This is a genomic window from Streptomyces sp. NPDC046866 (genome assembly GCF_040704625.1).
GTDB lineage: Bacteria > Actinomycetota > Actinomycetes > Streptomycetales > Streptomycetaceae > Streptomyces.
This window is the reverse complement of sequence record NZ_JBEYXN010000011.1, coordinates 24380-40243: the sequence shown is the minus strand read 5'-3', so window position 1 is coordinate 40243 and position 15864 is coordinate 24380. Positions and strand designations below refer to the sequence as shown.

Genomic DNA, 15864 nt, shown 5'->3' with positions numbered 1-15864 from the left:
CTGACGGGGGCTCAGCACGCACGAAGGGCTCAGCCCCGGGCTCAGCCCGCGCGGGCGGCGGTCGTCAGTTGCAGCCGCAGTCGCAGCCGCCGCAGTCACAGCAGTCGCAGCCGTCGCAGCAGTTCCCGCAGCCCTCACAGTTCTCGCAGCACTCGCACGCGTCGCACCAGGCGTCCCGCTTCTTGCGCGACCACGGGCCCTCGTGCTCCGTGCAACACAGCTGGCAGGTGCAGAACAGCCCGATGGCCACCGCGCAGCCGGCCAGCAGCCCGCGGCGCGGCTTCTGCGGGGGCAGCCCGCCGCCCCCGCCCGGCGGGGGCGGCATGCCCGGGCCGCCGGGACCGCCGGCGCCGCCACCATAGGGGTTGTGGCCTCCGTACGGGTTGCCGCCATAGGGGCCGCCGCCGTACGGGCCGCCCTGCTGCCCGCCGCCCGCGTACGGGCCCGCGCCGTAGGAGCCGGCACCGTACGGGGCGCCCGGGCCGGGGCCGTGGCCCTGCGGCGGCGCGCCGTAGCCGCCCTGGGCGGTGGCCTTCGCTCCGGCCTGGGCGTGGCCGCAGGAGGAGGTGCCGAAGGCCCGGTCGACCGAGGTCCGCAGCTCGTGCACCAGCAGCCTGTGGGCGAGCCCCGCATCGGCGAACTCGACCTCCCGCAGCGCGAGCCTGATGCCGTGCAGGGCGTCGTCGCACAGCCGCCGGGCCTCGGCGAGGGAGGTCCCGGTGGCCGTCAGCGGGTTCCAGGCGCCGGCCGCGGCGTCCGCGGCCCGGTCCTCCACGGCGTCCAGCAGGTGGGCGAGCCGCCCGAAGTACCGGCCCGCCTCGGCGAGCGGCGCGGCGTTGCCCGGCTTCCCGGCCAGCTGCGCGGTGTGGGCGAAGGCGGCGGCCGTGGCGGTCTCCGTCGGCTCGGTCACCACCAGGACCGGGGTGCCCGGGCCGGCCAGGGTCTCGATGCCCGCCTGGCGGTCCACGGCGTCGACCAGGACGGCCGTGTCGAAGCCGAGCGAGGCGCCGGTGCGGGCGCCCGCCCGGTCCCAGCCGCGGGCCACCCTGCGGGCGGCGGCGGCGATGGGGGCGCGGGCCAACAGGCCGTCCCCGTCGGCGACGTGGTCGCGCACCTTCGCCGAGGCGAGCACGAGCGACACGGCGGCCGCGAGGCGCGCGCCCTCGCCGTTGGCGACGGGAGCCGTCCGCATCCCGCGCAGCGGGCAGGGGCCGGCGGTGCGGCGGGAGCCGGCGGCGGGCCCCGACTGAGCCTCCGTCAGAACGGAGACGAGCAGCCCGTCATAGTTCGTGACGATCCGGGCGAACTGGCCGTGGTCGCCGCGAAGTGCCAGGCACAGACCGCAGAGATGGGCCATCCACTCCGTCTTGAAACGCTCTCCCAAACGGTGGGTGCAAGGTCTGACTATGCCGAACAAATTCGGGTCCCCCGAGTGTCAATCGCTTACGAGGTGGGCATCGTATCCAGCCGGATCGGTCACCCGGACGCCCCTGCCCACCACCCGGACGGCAGCAGTCGTCATATTTTCACTCAGTCAGCAGCTTGGCCGATCGGCATCCTTGACCGTGCAACGGATGTTCTGCACCAGTACCGTCACGAAACCCGTGCGCGGCGGCTGTCCACTTGGCGCGTTGTCAGCATCATGGACGACCATAGGAACGCGGAGAGAAGACAACCGACCGCGGTGAAAGGAGGCGTCCATGGGTTCGGTACGCAAGGCGAGCGCTTGGCTGGGTCTCGTGGAGGACAGCGACGACGAGCGTTACTACGACGACGACTACGCGGAGGCCGCGCACGGTTCCGTCGCCGGCCCGGGCGACCAGTGGGTCACCGACCCGCGGGTGAGGGTCGCCTCGGAGTCGGCCGTCGAGCAGGGCCGCCGGATCGCCACCGTCACGCCCGACGGCTTCCGCGACGCGCGCGGCATCGGCGAACTGTTCCGCGAGGGCGTCCCGGTGATCGTGAACCTGTCGCTGATGGACCCGGCCGACGCCAAGCGCGTCGTCGACTTCGCGGCCGGCCTGACCTTCGGCCTGCGCGGCTCGATCGAGCGGGTGGCGACCAGGGTCTTCCTGCTGACCCCGGCCGACACCCAGATCGTGAGCGGCGAGCCCGGCGGCCGCTCGCGCGACTTCTTCAACCAGAGCTGAGCCGGGCCCTCACCGGAAGGCGTCGAGACCGGTGAGCGCCTTGCCCAGCACCAACTGGTGCATTTCCACGGTGCCCTCGTAGGTGAGCACCGATTCGAGGTTGGTGGCGTGCCGCATGACGGGGTACTCGAGGGAGATCCCGTTGGCCCCCAGCACGGTCCGCGCGGTGCGGCAGATGTCGATGGCCTCGCGGACGTTGTTGAGCTTGCCGAAACTGATCTGCTCCGGGCGCAGGGTGCCCGCGTCCATCCGGCGGCCCAGGTGGTGGGCGAGCAGGATGCCCTTGTGGAGTTCGAGCGCCATGTCGGCGAGTTTGGCCTGGGTGAGCTGGAAGCCGCCGATGGGCCTGCCGAACTGCTCCCGGGTGCGCGCGTAGTCGAGCGCGGCCTCGAAACTGGCGCGTGCCGCGCCCATGGCGCCCCAGACGATCCCGTACCGGGCGTGGCTGAGACAGCTCAGCGGCCCCTTGAGCCCCGTGACCCCCGGCAGCACCGCGTCAGCCGGCAGCCGGACGTCGTCCATGACCAGCTCGCTGGTGACCGAGGCGCGCAGCGACCACTTGTGCTTGATCTCGGGCGCGCTGAACCCGGCGGAGTCGGTGGGCACGGCGAAGCCGCGGACGCCGTCATCGGTCTGCGCCCAGACCACCGCGACCGAGGCCACGGAGCCGTTGGTGATCCACATCTTGCGGCCGTTCAGGATCCAGTCGGAGCCCTCCCGCTTGGCGTGGGTGCGCATGGCGGCCGGGTCCGAGCCGACGTCGGGCTCGGTCAGGCCGAAGCAGCCGATCAGCTCGCCGGCGGCCATGCCGGGGAGCCAGCGCTGCTTCTGCTCCTCGGAGCCGTACTTCCAGATCGCGTACATGGCGAGCGATCCCTGGACCGAGACGAGGGAGCGGATGCCGGAGTCGGCCGCCTCCAGCTCCAGGCAGGCCAGGCCGTACTGCACCGCGCTGGCGCCGGCGCAGCCGTAGCCGGTGAGGGACATCCCGAGCGCGCCGAGCCGGCCGAGCTCACGGGCGAGCTCGCGGATGCCGGGGAGCTCGCCGCTCTCGTACCACTCGGCGATGTGCGGCAGGACGCGGTCGGCGGCCCAGCCGCGGATCGTGTCGCGGATGGCGAGGTCCTCGGGGGTGAGGAGCTCGTCGAGGCCGAGCGGATCGGTGGGGACGAAGGACACGGGGGCCTCCCGGCGGGCCTGGACCTGAGACAAACCTAGCGCCGCAAGTTTGTCGCCCCACCGCCCCGGGGTCCACCCCTGCCCTGGCCCGCGGGGCCCGGCGGCCCTGATCCGGCGCCGCCGAAGCGACCGCTGCGCCGGCGTCCGCTGCGCGGAGCTGTCCCCTCCCCACCCCTTCCCGAAACCGGGGCTGACGCCCCGGACCCCGTTCCGGGCGCTCCGCGCCCGGTGCGCTCAAACGCCGCGCGGGCTGGATTGTGCCGCTGCGCGGCAATTCCAGCCCCGCCCGGCGGAAACTCAGCCCTCGCCGGCGTTTGAGGCGCGGGGTCTGGGGCGGAGCCCCAGGGCGGGGTGCGGGGCGCAGCCCGCAGCGGGGGCCGCGGCCGCAGGGCCCGCCACGCGGCGGAGCCGCATGTCCGGCACAGCGGGAAGGGGCGGGGTGGGGGAAAGCCTCCGCGCAGCGGGCGGGGTCAGGCCCGCCGGGCCGAGGAGTTGCGGTCCGGGCTGGCCGGGGCCGGGATGCGCGGGGCCCCGCAAGGGGCGGAGGGGCCGGCCTGGGCCGGAAGCCGGACCGGTCCGGCAGGCACAGCCGCATCGGCGTCCGCATCGACAGGGACATCGGCATCGGCCGCGCCGCAGTCCATGGTCCGCGGAAGTTTCAGGGCCATCAGCGACCCCGCCAGCAGCAGGGCCGCGCTGACCACCAGCGTGACGTGCAGGCCGTGCACGAAGGAGTGGCGCGCCGCGCCGGCCAGCGCCTCCCCCGCCGCCCCTCCGAGGTGCCCGGCGATCTGGTAGGCCTCGCCGAGCGAGTTCGCGGCCCCCTTCGCATCCTCGGCCGAAACCCCCGGCACGTTCAGCAGCCCCGGCGCGTACGCCGCGTTCATGACGCTGCCGAGCAGGGCGATGCCCATCCCGGCCCCGAGCTGGTACGAGGTCTCGCCTATGGAGGCGGCACCTCCCGCGGCGGCCGCCGGCGCCTCGCTCAGCATCGACTCGTACGCGGCGAACAGCGTGGTCTGCAGTCCGAATCCGAGCAGGACGAAGCCGACGGTGAGCAGGACGGGCCGGTCCTGCTGCCCCATGAGCGTCAGCAGCAGCACGGCGCAGGCGGTCAGCAGGAAGCCGAGCGACACCATGGTGCGGGGCCCGATCCGGGCCAGGGTGTACGACCCGGTGGCGCCGGCGGCCATGGCCGCGAAGGTCAGCGGCAGCAGCCGCAGCCCCGTCTCCAGCGGGCTCAGGTGCAGCACGAGCTGGAGGTACTGCACGGCGAGCAGCTCCAGCCCGACCAGCGCCAGCATGGCGAGCACGATGCACCCGACGGAGGTCGAGAAGGCGGCGCGGGAGAACATCCGCATGTCGATCAGCGGGTGCGCCCGCCGCCGCTGGCGCCGCGTGAAGAGGACGAGCAGCACCACCCCGAGCAGCAGCGGCACCAGCGCCTCGGCGTCCAGCAGCCTGCGCTCCGCACCGAGCCGCTTGACCCCGAGGACCACGCCGAGCACACCGCCCGCGGCCATGAGCGCGCCGAGGACGTCCCACGGCCCGTCGGCGGCGCCCCTGGACTCGGGCAGCAGCCAGCGTCCGACGGGCAGGACCAGCGCCATCAGCGGGATGTTGATGAGGAAGACCGAGCCCCACCAGAAATGCTGGATCAGGAAGCCGCCGAGGACGGGCCCGCTGGCCGCGCCGATGGCTGCGACGGCGGTCCAGATGCCGATGGCGAGGGCCCGCTCGCGCCGGTCGGGGAAGACCTGCCGCAGGATCGACAGGGTGGCCGGCATGATCATCGCTCCGCCGACGCCGAGCAGGGCGCGGGCGAGGATGAGGACCTGGGCGTTCTCGGCGAGGGCCGCGATGGCGGAGGCGGTGCCGAAGAGGCCGTAGCCGAGCAGGAGTATCCGGCGCCGGCCGATCCGGTCGCCGAGCGTGCCGAAGAGGATCAGCAGCGCGGCGCAGACCAGCGGGTAGGCGTCGACGATCCACAGCAGCTCGACCGAGCCGGGGCGCAGGTCCTCGGTGATGGCGGGAACGGCGACGTGCAGGATCGTCGCGTCGAGCGCGACGAGGACCAGGCTGACGCAGAGGACCGCGAGGACGAGCCAGCGGTTCGTCCCGCCGGAGGCCGCGCGCAGCGTCTGCCGCAGGGGCGTCCCGGGGATTCTGTCGTTGTCGGCGGTCCTGCGCCTGCGGTCGGACGCGTTGGTCCCCGACATGCATGTACCTCCCAGATGAATCGCTCGCACTCGGCGGACCAGCGTCTCGGCGGAGCCGCGGCGGTGGTGCGGTGCGGCGTCCTGCGGGGTCCGGCATCGACCTGCGAGTGAAGGGCTCAGCGTACGCGAGTTCGCCGGTCCGACACGTGGTCAAGCTCTCATCGCGGCGGCGGCCTCGGTGTGGCATGTGCCACTCGCGTCACACCGTCCTCACCCCGCCCTCCCCTCGCTCCCCCGTCACGCCTCCGTCACCGCCGCGCCACCACCGCTTCCCCGGCCCGCCGTTGGCCGGCTCGGGGGCGCCTGGCCCCGCGCACCGGCGCAGCGCCGGCGGCGGCGCGGCTTCCCGTGCGTACACGCGCGGTCGCGATCCCGCGGTTCTGGCCCGGCGGCCGGAGGCGGGCGCCACCGATAATCATGCCTGTGGAAGATCTTGCATTTCGCCGGGCCGCGCCCGCACTGGCCGTCTTCGCGGCGGTGCGGCTGCTCGGAGTGGGCGTGCTCGCGCTGTGGAGCGCGGCGGCCGGAACCAGCCCGCACACGCTGCTGTCGGCGCGGTGGGACTCGCTCTGGTACGCGCGGATCGCCGCGCAGGGGTACGGCTACGAGGTGGTCCTGCCGAGCGGGGCCGTCCACTCGAACCTGGCCTTCTTCCCGCTGCTGCCCTGGCTGGAGCGGCTGGTGGCGGCGCCCACCGGGCTGTCGTACGGCTCCGCCGGCCTGGTCGTCTCGGCGGTGGCGGGGCTCGCCGCGGCCTGGGGGATCTTCGCGGTGGCCGCGCTGGTGTGCGCCGAGCGGATCCCGGGGGCCGCTCCGCGCCGGGCGGGGGTCTTCGCCGTCGCGGTCTGGGCCGCGCTGCCCGTCGGCATCGTGCAGTCCATGGCGTACAGCGAGTCCCTGTTCACGGCGCTGGCGGCCTGGTCCCTGTACGCGGCCCTGCGCGGCCGGTGGCCGGCGGCGGGCCTGCTCGCGGCGGCGGCCGGGCTGACCCGCCCGGTCGGCGCCGCGGTGGCGGCGGCGGTGTGGGTGGCGGCCGCCCTGGCGTGGCGGCGCGGCGAGCGGTCCTGGCGGATGGCGGTGGGCGTCGCCCTGGCCCCGGCGGGCGCGGCGGGGTACGCGCTGTGGGTGGGGGTGCACACCGGCGGCGGACCGACCGCCTACCTGGACGTGCAGGGCGGGTGGGGCAACGGCTTCGACGGCGGCCGGGCCTTCGCCCGGTTCATCGGGGCGAAGCTGGCGTCGGGCTCGGTCGCGGCGGGGGTCGGGCTGATCGCGGGCGTGGCGCTGGTGCTGTGGCTGTACGCGCTGTGCGTACGCCAGCGGCAGCCGGCCACGCTCCTGGTGTACTGCGGGATCGTCGTGGCGCTGGCGCTGTGCGCGTCGGGGTACTTCGGGTCCAAGCCGCGGCTGCTGCTGCCGGCCTTCCCGCTGCTGCTGCCGGCCGCGGTGGCGTTGGCCCGGGCGCGTACGGGGCGGGCGGTCGCGGTGCTGGGCGCGGTGGCGCTGGCGTCGGCGGTGTACGGGGCGTTCTGGCTGAACGGGTCGGGCCCGCCGTAGCACCGGACCCCGGCCCGCAGGCGGCGAACCGCCGGGCCGGCCGGTCACGGAATGGATCATTCCGAACCATGTTTCAGCAAAAGAATTGAGTCGCTGCGATAAAGCCAGGGTAAGTGTGCGAAACAATGGCGAGGGCAATGGACCCGGCACTCCAACTAATGCCTTAATCCCAGGAATTAAGACCCGCGTGAGACCAACTCCACATCACATGGTCATCACAAACCCGGTGATTCGACGGGGCCGCACAGCAGCGCGCGGTAACGTCGATTGAGTGCGTACCGACCAAATCCTGACCCGGCTGGAGCGGGTGTTCGCCCGGCTCGACCGGGAACCCGAGCGACCGGTTCTTCTGCAAACACCGCGGATGAGCCGGCACCGCGTCGTGCTCGTCGGGGCGACCCTCGCCTTCTACCTCGCGATCGTGGTGGCCGTCCTGACCACGTCCTGGCTCGTCCGCCTGGACTGGCAGGTCTTCTTCTTCCGGCCGTACGAGCAGTGGCCGCAGGTGCACGCCTTCCTCGACTACCTCGTCGTCCTGGGGCAGCGCGGCCCCACCGCGGTCATGGTCGCCGCATGGCTCGGTTGGCGCTCCTGGCGGCAGCACACCCTGCGCCCGCTGATCGCCCTCGGCGTGGCGCTGCTCCTGCTCAACATCACCGTGGGCTCCGTCAAGCTCGGCCTCGGCCGCCTCGGCCCGCACTACGCCACCACGATCGGCTCCGCCGAGCTCTTCGCCGGCGGCGATATATTTCCTTCCGGCCACACCGCCAACGCCGTCGTGACCTGGGGAATCCTGGCGTACCTGGCCTCCACCACGGTCACCCGGCGGGTGCTGTCCATGGTCTCCGCCGTCGTCTCGCTGAGCGTCGGCGCCACCACCGTCTACCTCGGCACCCACTGGGTCAGCGACGTCCTGCTCGGCTGGTCCGCGGGCCTGCTGATCATGCTGGCGCTGCCGTGGTTCGAGCCGCTGATGGCCGCCGTCGAGGCCTGGGTGTTCGACCGGCGCGAGCGGATGCGCCGCCGCGTCGAGGCCGGCACCGTGCCCGCGCCGGTCGCCTCGGCGCTGGTCCCGCTGCTCTCCGCGGGCGGGAAGTGGCAGCTCCGGAGCACCGCGGACACGGCGGCCGCCGCCGGGGACGCGGCCGCCGCCGGAGCCTCCGCGCCCGGCGCGGCCTCCGCCTCGGCAGGCCCCGCCGCGGCCGCCCCGCACGCCCCGGTCGCCCGGCCCGCCCCGCACCTGGCCGGCCGGCCGCACCTGATCCGGTCCGAGCGGACCCCGGTCACCCCGGCCGGCAGCCGCCGCCCGGCCCACGCCGAACGGGCCGGTGCCGCGCGCGCCACGGCCCGCCCGGCCGCGGGCAGCTGAGCCGGCCGGACAGGAAGGGCACAGGCACCGCGGGGCGGTACGCACCACCTCACCCCGCACCGACGGAGGCGGGCCGGATCACCCATCCGGCCCGCCTCCGTCGTCCGCACCGCCCGAACGTCAGCGGCGCGCCCGGAGGTTCGTCCGTACCGGGTCACGCTTGTGTCACGGAATGTCGACAGTTCCCCGACCGGCCCGGCTATCCGTCGGACGGCCCCGCGCCATTTCTTTTCCCGGCCCCGCAGCGCTCCGCGCGCGCCCCCTTTCGCATTCCGCCAGAGCGCCCCGGAATTCCCCGGAGGATTGCCGCGGAACCCTTGGGGTGTACGGCTCGGGGCGTACGGCTTGGGGGGCGCGCCTGGCCGTGCCCGCTCCCCCTCCCGCCCGGCTCCCCTTCGCTTCACCGAACCGCCGCGGTTTCCTTACGCCTTGTCCACGGCCCGCCCCAGAAGGTCCCGCGCGGCCCTGATCCGCTCGGTGAGCTCCGGCGGCTCGACCACCTCGAACTCGCAGCCGAGCAGCATCACGTGGATCACGAGCACGTCGAGGCTGGCGGCCCCCGTACGCAGCAGGCAGCTCTCCTCGTCCAACGGCTCCAGGGCCCCGTCGCTCGGCCCGATGACCCGGGCCGCCGCCTGCGCGGGCATCTTCAGCCGCAGCACCGCGCGGGCGGCGTACGCGGCCTGCGACACCCCGCGGGAGACGTACGCGGCGAGGTCCTCGGCCGGAGCGGGGCGGGGGACGAAGCGCGGGCCGTGCGGGGGCCTGGGCTCGATCCGGTCGGCGCGGAAGGTCCGCCAGTCCGCCCGGTCCACGTCCCAGGCGACCAGGTACCAGCGCCGCTCGGTGCACACCAGCCGGTGCGGCTCGACCACTCGGCGCGAGGCGCCGCCCTCGTGGTCCCGGTAGCCGAAGCGCAGGCGCTCGCTGTCGCGGCAGGCGGCGGCGAGCTCGGCCAGCACCGAGGGGTCGACGCCGCTGCGCTCGGGGGCGCGCAGCATCGGCACGGTGAACCCGTCGATCGCCGACACCCGCCGCCGCAGCCGCCCCGGCAGGACCTGCTCCAGCTTGGCCAGCGCCCGTACGGAGGCCTCGCCGATCCCCTCGACCCCGTTCCCCGCGGCCGTGCGCAGGCCCACGGCGACGGCCACCGCCTCCTCGTCGTCCAGCAGCAGCGGCGGTAGCTCGGCCCCGGCGCCGAGCTGGTAGCCGCCGCCGGTGCCGGGGGTGGCGTTCACGGGATAGCCGAGCTCGCGCAACCGGTCCACGTCGCGCCGCACCGTCCGCGGGGTCACGCCGAGGCGCTCCGCCAGGTCGGCGCCGGTCCATTCGCGGTGGGCCTGCAACAGGGACAGCAGGCGCAGCAGTCGTGCGGAGGTCTCCAGCATGCCGAGCAGTCTGCCAGCGCCGCCCCGCGCCCTCGGGGCGGGCCTGCCCCACGCCCCCTCGGCCCGGGCCCGCCCGCCACACGGACGAGTGAGCCCGCCCCCGCCCCAGGGGCTCCCACTTGGCCCGAGCCGCAGGCCCGGACCCCCCGCCGAAGCCCCCCGACACACCACCCCATCCGAGCCAGGGCCCGGCAAACCCAGGCATCGGACTCCGCCCGGGCCCGCGCCTCAAGCGCCGACGGGGCTACAGTCCGAAGCCGGGGCCCGGCAAACCCAGCCCCGCGGGCGCTTGAGGGGCGGGTCCGGGCCAAGCCCGGTGCCCGGCGCAGGCGGGTTCCTTGGGGCCCCGCCCCAAACCCCGCGCCTCAAACGCCGGCGAGGCTGGATTTGCCGCCCCCGGCTTCGAAGGCGAAGGCGGGGGCGGAACGACCCCAGCCCGCTTCGGTGGGGCGGCCGGAGCAGGCTTCGGCGGGGCGGACGGGGGCGGGGTGGGCGGAGGCGGGGGTGAGAGGGGGAGGGCCAGGAGGGTGCCCGGGGTCAGGGGGCCCGGGGTGGGGCCGAGGGCCTCGCGGTTCGCGGTGTACAGGGCGCGCCACCCCCCGGGCACGCGCCGCCTGCGGGCGATCCCGTCGAGGGTGTCCCCCGCGCGGACCACGTGCATCCGCCCCGCCAACCCGTACCGCTTCGCGCACACCGGCCACGCCTCCCACCCCTGGAAGGCGACCACCTCCTCCCCCACCCGGATCTGCTGCTCCCGGCCGGCCAGGTCGGCCCGGGCCGCGTACACCAGCCCCCCGTACTCCTCCCAGGTCGGCTGCCGGAACTGCAGCCCGCCGTAGAAGCCGTTGCCGGTGTTGACCGCCCAGCGCCCGCCGCTCTCGCAGTCGGCCACGCAGTCCCAGGGCCACTGCGCGCCCGGCCCGCAGTCCCCCGGCCCGCTGCCGATGATCCCCGGCGAGCCGGGGTGGGACGCCGCCGCGGGCCCCGGCGCGGGCGGCGGAGGGGCCGCGCCGGCCCCCGACGGGAGTACGAGGACGAGAGCCAGCGCGGCGGCGGCTGCGGCCGCCGGAGCGGCCCGCCGGATCCGGAGGTCGGGCATCGGGTCACGCTACGCAGCCCGCCGCCGTCCGCCGCCCGCGCCACGCGGTCCGCCGCGGACCCCACCCGGTCGGCCCACGCCGCCCGCTCCCCACCCCCCGCCCCGGCAGGCAAGAGCAGCCGCCGACTGCGCACAAACAGACAACAGTCGGCGTCAAACCGACGCCGTGGTCCGACCGTTCACCCCTCTGGCGGCCGGGTTCGATTCCGTTCCCCCCGACGGCGTGACCCCGGCCGCCGCTCCGCCGTTGATCCCGGCAGGCCGGGAACCGCCCGGCCCCCGCTCGCCTAGCCCGAGGAGCCACCCCGTGCCCCGCATGCTCGACGTCAGTGATGAGGTACGTGCCGAGATCGGTGACGAAGAAGCCGAGAGGCTGCTCACCGGCGACGACGCACCGCGCAGCTACGACTGCACCTCCTGCCGCACCCCCGGGGACCCGGAGACCGACCGCACCAGCACCGTGCTGTTCGTCGGGGACGAGACGGCCGTCCTCGCCTTCGCCCACGCCGGCTGCATCCCCTCGCAGGTGGTGCAGGTCTCCGAGGAGCAGCTCCAGGGCGCCGTCCGCAGCATCACCGGCGACAGCCCCGCCCCGGAGCCCGCGGGCGCCGTCCCGCAGAACGTGCCCGGCGGCCAGGCCGTCCTCGGCATCACCAGCGGCCTGGTCCTGATCGGCGGCGAACTGCACCCCGCCCTGGTGGTCGAGCCGACCGCGCCGATCGCCCGCCCCGGCACCACCGGCCCCGGCGACGACTTCCTGCCGCTCCTCATCGAGCAGGGCTTCATCCCGGTCACCGACACCAGCGAGCTCCCCTCCCCGCTCGCGGGCTGGTCGGTGCTGCTCGCCGCGGGCCAGCTGCACGCGGTGCTGCAGCCGGGCACCGACGGCGGCGGCCAGGTCGCCTGGTGGCAGGCGCACCAGGCCCTCGCGGTCACCGAGCCCTGGCGCACCGCCGTCAACAAGTCCCAGCGGGTCCTCGTGTACGCGGCCCCCGTCGGCTCCATCGGCCAGCAGCCCCGCGAGGACCTGCTGCGCGAGGCCCTCGACAAGGCCGCGGCCGCCGGCAAGCTCGTCGCCGCCTCGATGCCGCTGGCAGGTACCCCGGGCGCCTGACCCCAGGGACCCCGGAAGGGCCGGCCCCGCCCCTCACGAGGGGGCGGGTCGGCGTGCGCCGGGGGTGCGCGGTCCGTCCCGCGCACCCCCGGCGATCTGCGTTTTTCTGCCGCCGCGCCCGCATCCGCGAGCGCCCCGGGGTCGTTGGCTGTTACGTGCACTCATACGACCCCTCCCGCGCCCCTGCCCAGCCGAGCACCGTCTCCCCGATGCGCCCCGTACGGGACCGGGACGGCATGGCGGCCCCCGCCTCGCACACCCCGATCTACGACACGCTGTACTCGGAGTACCTGCGGGCCTTCCGGGCCCTGCCCGGCGACCGCACCGGCGAGGAGGACCTGGCCTTCACGGCGTTCTCGTACGGCGGCACGTACGCCGTCGGCAGCGGCGGCATCGGCGGCGGCTCGTACGGCTCGGGCGCGGGCGGCTGGACGGGCGCGGCGCTCGGCACCGGGGTCGGTACGGGACTCGGCACCGGCTTCGGCTCCGGGCTCGCCGCCGGCAGCAGCACGGACGGCTGGAACGGCTCCCCGTGGCAGCCGGACCCCTGGCAGCCCTCGTACACCCCGGCGCCGCAGCCCTCGTACGCGTACGCCGGGACCACGACGGGGAGTACGGCCCCGACGGCCCAGACGACGACCCCGACCACGACGGCCATGGGCTCCGCCTACGCGGGCGGGCGGCAGCACCAGACCGGGATGCACCACATCCCGCCGGCCCTGCCGCCCGCTCCGCGCCGGGGCTACTGACCCCGCTACTTCTTCTTCTGGGCGCCGCGCTTCTCGCGCACCCGGACGGAGATGTGGATCGGGGTGCCCTCGAAGCCGAACTCCTCGCGCAGTCGGCGCTCGATGAAGCGGCGGTAGCCGTGCTCCAGGAAGCCGGAGGCGAAGAGCACGAACCGCGGCGGCTTGCTGCCCGCCTGGGTGCCGAACAGGATGCGGGGCTGCTTGCCGCCGCGGATCGGGTGCGGGTGGGCCGCGACGATCTCGCCGAGGAAGGCGTTCAGCCGGCCGGTCGGGACGCGCGTCTCCCAGCCCGCGAGGGCGGTCTCGATCGCCGGGACCAGCTTCTCCATGTGGCGGCCGGTCAGGGCCGAGACGTTGACGCGGGGCGCCCAGGAGACCTGCTGCATCTCGGTCTCGATCTCGCGCTCGAGGTAGTAGCGGCGCTCCTCGTCGAGCTGGTCCCACTTGTTGTACGCGATCACGATCGCGCGGCCCGCCTCGACGGCCATGGTGATGATGCGCTGGTCCTGGACGCTGATGTTCTCGGTGGTGTCGATTAGGATGACCGCCACCTCCGCCTTCTCCACGGCGGCGGCCGTGCGCAGCGAGGCGTAGTAGTCGGCGCCCTGCTGGAGGTGGACCTTCTTGCGGATGCCCGCGGTGTCCACGAACTTCCAGGTGACGCCACCGAGTTCGATCAGCTCGTCGACCGGGTCGCGCGTGGTGCCGGCCAGCTCGTTGACGACGACCCGCTCCTCCCTGGCGACCTTGTTCAGCAGGGAGGACTTGCCGACGTTCGGGCGGCCGATCAGCGCGATGCGGCGCGGGCCGCCGATCCCGCCGCCGCCGAAGCTCTGCGCGGGCGCCTCGGGCAGGGCCTCCAGGACGGCGTCGAGGAGGTCGCCCGTGCCGCGGCCGTGCAGGGAGGAGACGGGGTACGGCATGCCGAGGCCCAGCGACCACAGCTCGGCCGCGTCGGCCTCGCCGCTCTGGCCGTCGACCTTGTTCGCGCACAGGACGACGGGCTTGCCGGCGCGGCGCAGCAGCTTGACGACGGCCTCGTCGGTGTCGGTGGCGCCGACCTTGGAATCGACGACGAAGACGACGGCGTCGGCGGTCTCGATGGCGTACTCGGCCTGGGCGGCGACGGAGGCGTCGATGCCGAGGACGTCCTGCTCCCAGCCGCCGGTGTCGACGACCTTGAAGCGGCGGCCGGCCCATTCGGCCTCGTAGGTGACGCGGTCGCGGGTGACGCCGGGCTTGTCCTCGACGACCGCCTCGCGGCGGCCGATGATGCGGTTCACCAGGGTCGACTTGCCGACGTTCGGGCGGCCGACGACGGCGAGCACGGGGAGCGGTCCGTGGCCGGCCTCCTCGATCGCGTCCTCGACCTCTTCCAGGTCGAAGCCTTCCTCCGCGGCGAGCTCCATGAACTCCGCGTACTCGGCGTCGCCGAGCGCTCCGTGGTCGTGCTGATCGTTCATGAAGTCCGTTCCTCGTCGTTCGTGGTGATCGGTGGCACCCGCCCCGGGCGGGTGCCACTACTGGGTCAAGTCTCGCTCAGTGCCCGGCCGGGCGCCCAGCGTCGGGCTGGGCGGCGGTCGGGCGCCGGGCGGGCGGCTGCGGCCCGGCGGGTCAGCGTCCGGTCATGCGCTTGGCGTCGGCCAGGTGCGCGGTCAGCCTGCTCTGGATGCGGGCGGTGGCCTCGTCGAGTGCGGTACGGGTCCGGCGGCCGGTGCCGTCGCCCGCGTCGAAGGGCGAGCCGAACACGATGTCGACCCGGCTCTTGAACGGCGGCAGCCCCCGTATCAGGCGGCCCTGGCGCTCGGTGCTGCCCAGGACGGCGACCGGTACGACCGGCGCACCGCTGCGCACCGCGAAGTACGCGAGTCCGGCGCGCAGCGAGGCGAAGTCGCCCTCGCCCCGGGTGCCCTCGGGGAAGATGCCCAGGGCGCCGCCGTTGTCCAGGACGGCGAGGGCCCGGGTGATCGCGGTGCGGTCGGTGCCCGAGCGGTCGACCCGGACCTGGCCGATGCCGTCCAGGAAGGGGCCGAGCGGGCCGACGTACGCCTCCTTCTTGATCAGGAAGTGCAGCGGCCGCGGCGCGGTGCCCATGACCATGGGGCCGTCGATGTTGTGCGCGTGGTTGACGGCGAGGATCACCGGCCCCGAGGCGGGCACCCGCCAGGCTCCCAGTACGCGCGGCTTCCACAGCCCGTACATGAGGCCGATCCCGATCCGCCGGCCGACCGCCGCACCCTTGAGGGAGGGCGTACCGCTCACTTGCGGCCCGCCCGCTTCTCCTCGACCAGGGTCACGACGCACTCGATGACCTGCTCCAGGGTCAGCTCGGTGGTGTCCACCTCGACGGCGTCGTCGGCCTTGGCCAGCGGCGAGGTCTTGCGGCCGGAGTCGGCGGCGTCGCGCTTGATCAGGGCTTCGCGGGTCGTTGCGAGGTCCGCGGCCTCCTTGCCGCGCAGCTCGCCGCTGCGGCGGGCGGCGCGGGCCTCGGCGGAGGCGGTCAGGAAGACCTTCAGGTCGGCGTCGGGCAGGACGGTGGTGCCGATGTCGCGGCCCTCGACGACGATGCCGCCCTCCGCTCCGGCCGCGATGCTGCGCTGGAGCTCGGTGATCAGGGTGCGCACCTCGGGGACGGCGCTGACGGCGCTGACCTTGGAGGTGACCTCCTGGGTGCGGATCGGGCCGGAGGCGTCGACGCCGTCGACGGTGATCGTCGGGGCGGCCGGGTCGGTGCCGGAGACGATGGTCGGCTTGGCCGCGGCCACGGCGACGGCCTGCGGGTCCTCGGTGTCCACGCCGTTGGTGATCATCCACCAGGTGATGGCCCGGTACTGGGCACCGGTGTCCAGGTAGCGCAGCCCGAGCTTGTCGGCCACGGCCTTGGAGGTGCTGGACTTGCCCGTGCCGGAGGGACCGTCGATGGCGACGATCACGGCGGACGGAGCTGCGGTTTCCACGGTGCGGGCACCTTCCTGGTTGCGCGTGCGTGTCGGGGCGCGCCAAAGCGCCCCTCCCCAAGGTTACCGGGCCCCGACACGGG

12 protein-coding genes and 1 pseudogene are annotated in these 15864 nt (G+C 74.6%); 5 read left to right on the top strand and 8 right to left on the bottom strand.

Annotated elements, in window-relative coordinates; translation table 11 throughout:
* Window positions 1-64: 64 nt before the first annotated feature.
* Complete coding sequence (locus tag AB0953_RS18060) at window positions 65-1417, bottom strand: DUF5685 family protein (RefSeq protein WP_366860467.1); 1353 nt, start codon at window positions 1415-1417, stop codon at window positions 65-67.
* 283 nt (window positions 1418-1700) lie between these two features.
* Here AB0953_RS18060 and sepF point away from each other — a divergent pair, with 283 nt between their 5' ends.
* Window positions 1701-2150, top strand: a complete 450-nt coding sequence (gene sepF, locus AB0953_RS18055) for a cell division protein SepF (protein WP_361919664.1) — start codon at window positions 1701-1703, stop codon at window positions 2148-2150.
* A 9-nt stretch (window positions 2151-2159) separates the two neighbouring features.
* On the opposite strand, the gene AB0953_RS18050 is transcribed toward sepF, so the two are convergent.
* Window positions 2160-3329, bottom strand: coding sequence for an acyl-CoA dehydrogenase family protein (locus AB0953_RS18050; protein WP_366860466.1), 1170 nt, complete (start codon window positions 3327-3329; stop codon window positions 2160-2162).
* 470 nt (window positions 3330-3799) lie between these two features.
* Window positions 3800-5548 (bottom strand): MFS transporter, encoded by a 1749-nt coding sequence (locus AB0953_RS18045; protein ID WP_366860465.1) that lies wholly within the window; start codon window positions 5546-5548, stop codon window positions 3800-3802.
* A 423-nt stretch (window positions 5549-5971) separates the two neighbouring features.
* On the opposite strand from AB0953_RS18045, the gene AB0953_RS18040 reads away from it, so the two are divergent.
* On the top strand, window positions 5972-7105 hold the full coding sequence (locus AB0953_RS18040) for a hypothetical protein (protein ID WP_366860464.1): 1134 nt from the start codon (window positions 5972-5974) through the stop codon (window positions 7103-7105).
* A 271-nt stretch (window positions 7106-7376) separates the two neighbouring features.
* A complete protein-coding gene (locus AB0953_RS18035) occupies window positions 7377-8474 on the top strand; it encodes a phosphatase PAP2 family protein (protein ID WP_366860463.1) in 1098 nt (365 codons plus the stop codon).
* A 422-nt stretch (window positions 8475-8896) separates the two neighbouring features.
* On the opposite strand, the gene AB0953_RS18030 is transcribed toward AB0953_RS18035, so the two are convergent.
* Together AB0953_RS18030 and AB0953_RS18025 are read right to left on the bottom strand one after the other, a co-directional pair.
* Window positions 8897-9862 carry a YafY family protein gene (locus tag AB0953_RS18030; RefSeq protein ID WP_366860462.1) on the bottom strand — a complete coding sequence of 322 codons (966 nt, stop codon included), beginning with the start codon at window positions 9860-9862 and terminating at the stop codon, window positions 8897-8899.
* Between the two features lie 511 nt (window positions 9863-10373).
* A pseudogene (locus tag AB0953_RS18025) lies at window positions 10374-10961 on the bottom strand (transglycosylase family protein); the annotation flags it as partial.
* Between the two features lie 307 nt (window positions 10962-11268).
* On the opposite strand from AB0953_RS18025, the gene AB0953_RS18020 reads away from it, so the two are divergent.
* Window positions 11269-12075, top strand: coding sequence for a hypothetical protein (locus tag AB0953_RS18020; RefSeq protein ID WP_366860461.1), 807 nt, complete (start codon window positions 11269-11271; stop codon window positions 12073-12075).
* A gap of 209 nt (window positions 12076-12284) precedes the next feature.
* Window positions 12285-12824: a hypothetical protein gene (locus tag AB0953_RS18015; RefSeq protein ID WP_366860460.1), complete on the top strand. Its 540-nt coding sequence runs from the start codon at window positions 12285-12287 to the stop codon at window positions 12822-12824.
* Window positions 12825-12829: 5 nt separating this feature from the next.
* Here AB0953_RS18015 and der read toward each other — a convergent pair whose 3' ends face one another.
* From der to cmk, 3 genes are all read right to left on the bottom strand, one after another.
* Window positions 12830-14287: a ribosome biogenesis GTPase Der gene (gene der, locus AB0953_RS18010; protein WP_366860459.1), complete on the bottom strand. Its 1458-nt coding sequence runs from the start codon at window positions 14285-14287 to the stop codon at window positions 12830-12832.
* 151 nt (window positions 14288-14438) lie between these two features.
* On the bottom strand, window positions 14439-15128 hold the full coding sequence (locus AB0953_RS18005; RefSeq protein ID WP_366860458.1) for a lysophospholipid acyltransferase family protein: 690 nt from the start codon (window positions 15126-15128) through the stop codon (window positions 14439-14441).
* Window positions 15083-15781 (bottom strand): (d)CMP kinase, encoded by a 699-nt coding sequence (gene cmk / locus AB0953_RS18000; protein ID WP_366860457.1) that lies wholly within the window; start codon window positions 15779-15781, stop codon window positions 15083-15085. Before cmk ends, AB0953_RS18005 begins: the two co-directional genes overlap by 46 nt.
* Window positions 15782-15864: the final 83 nt, after the last annotated feature.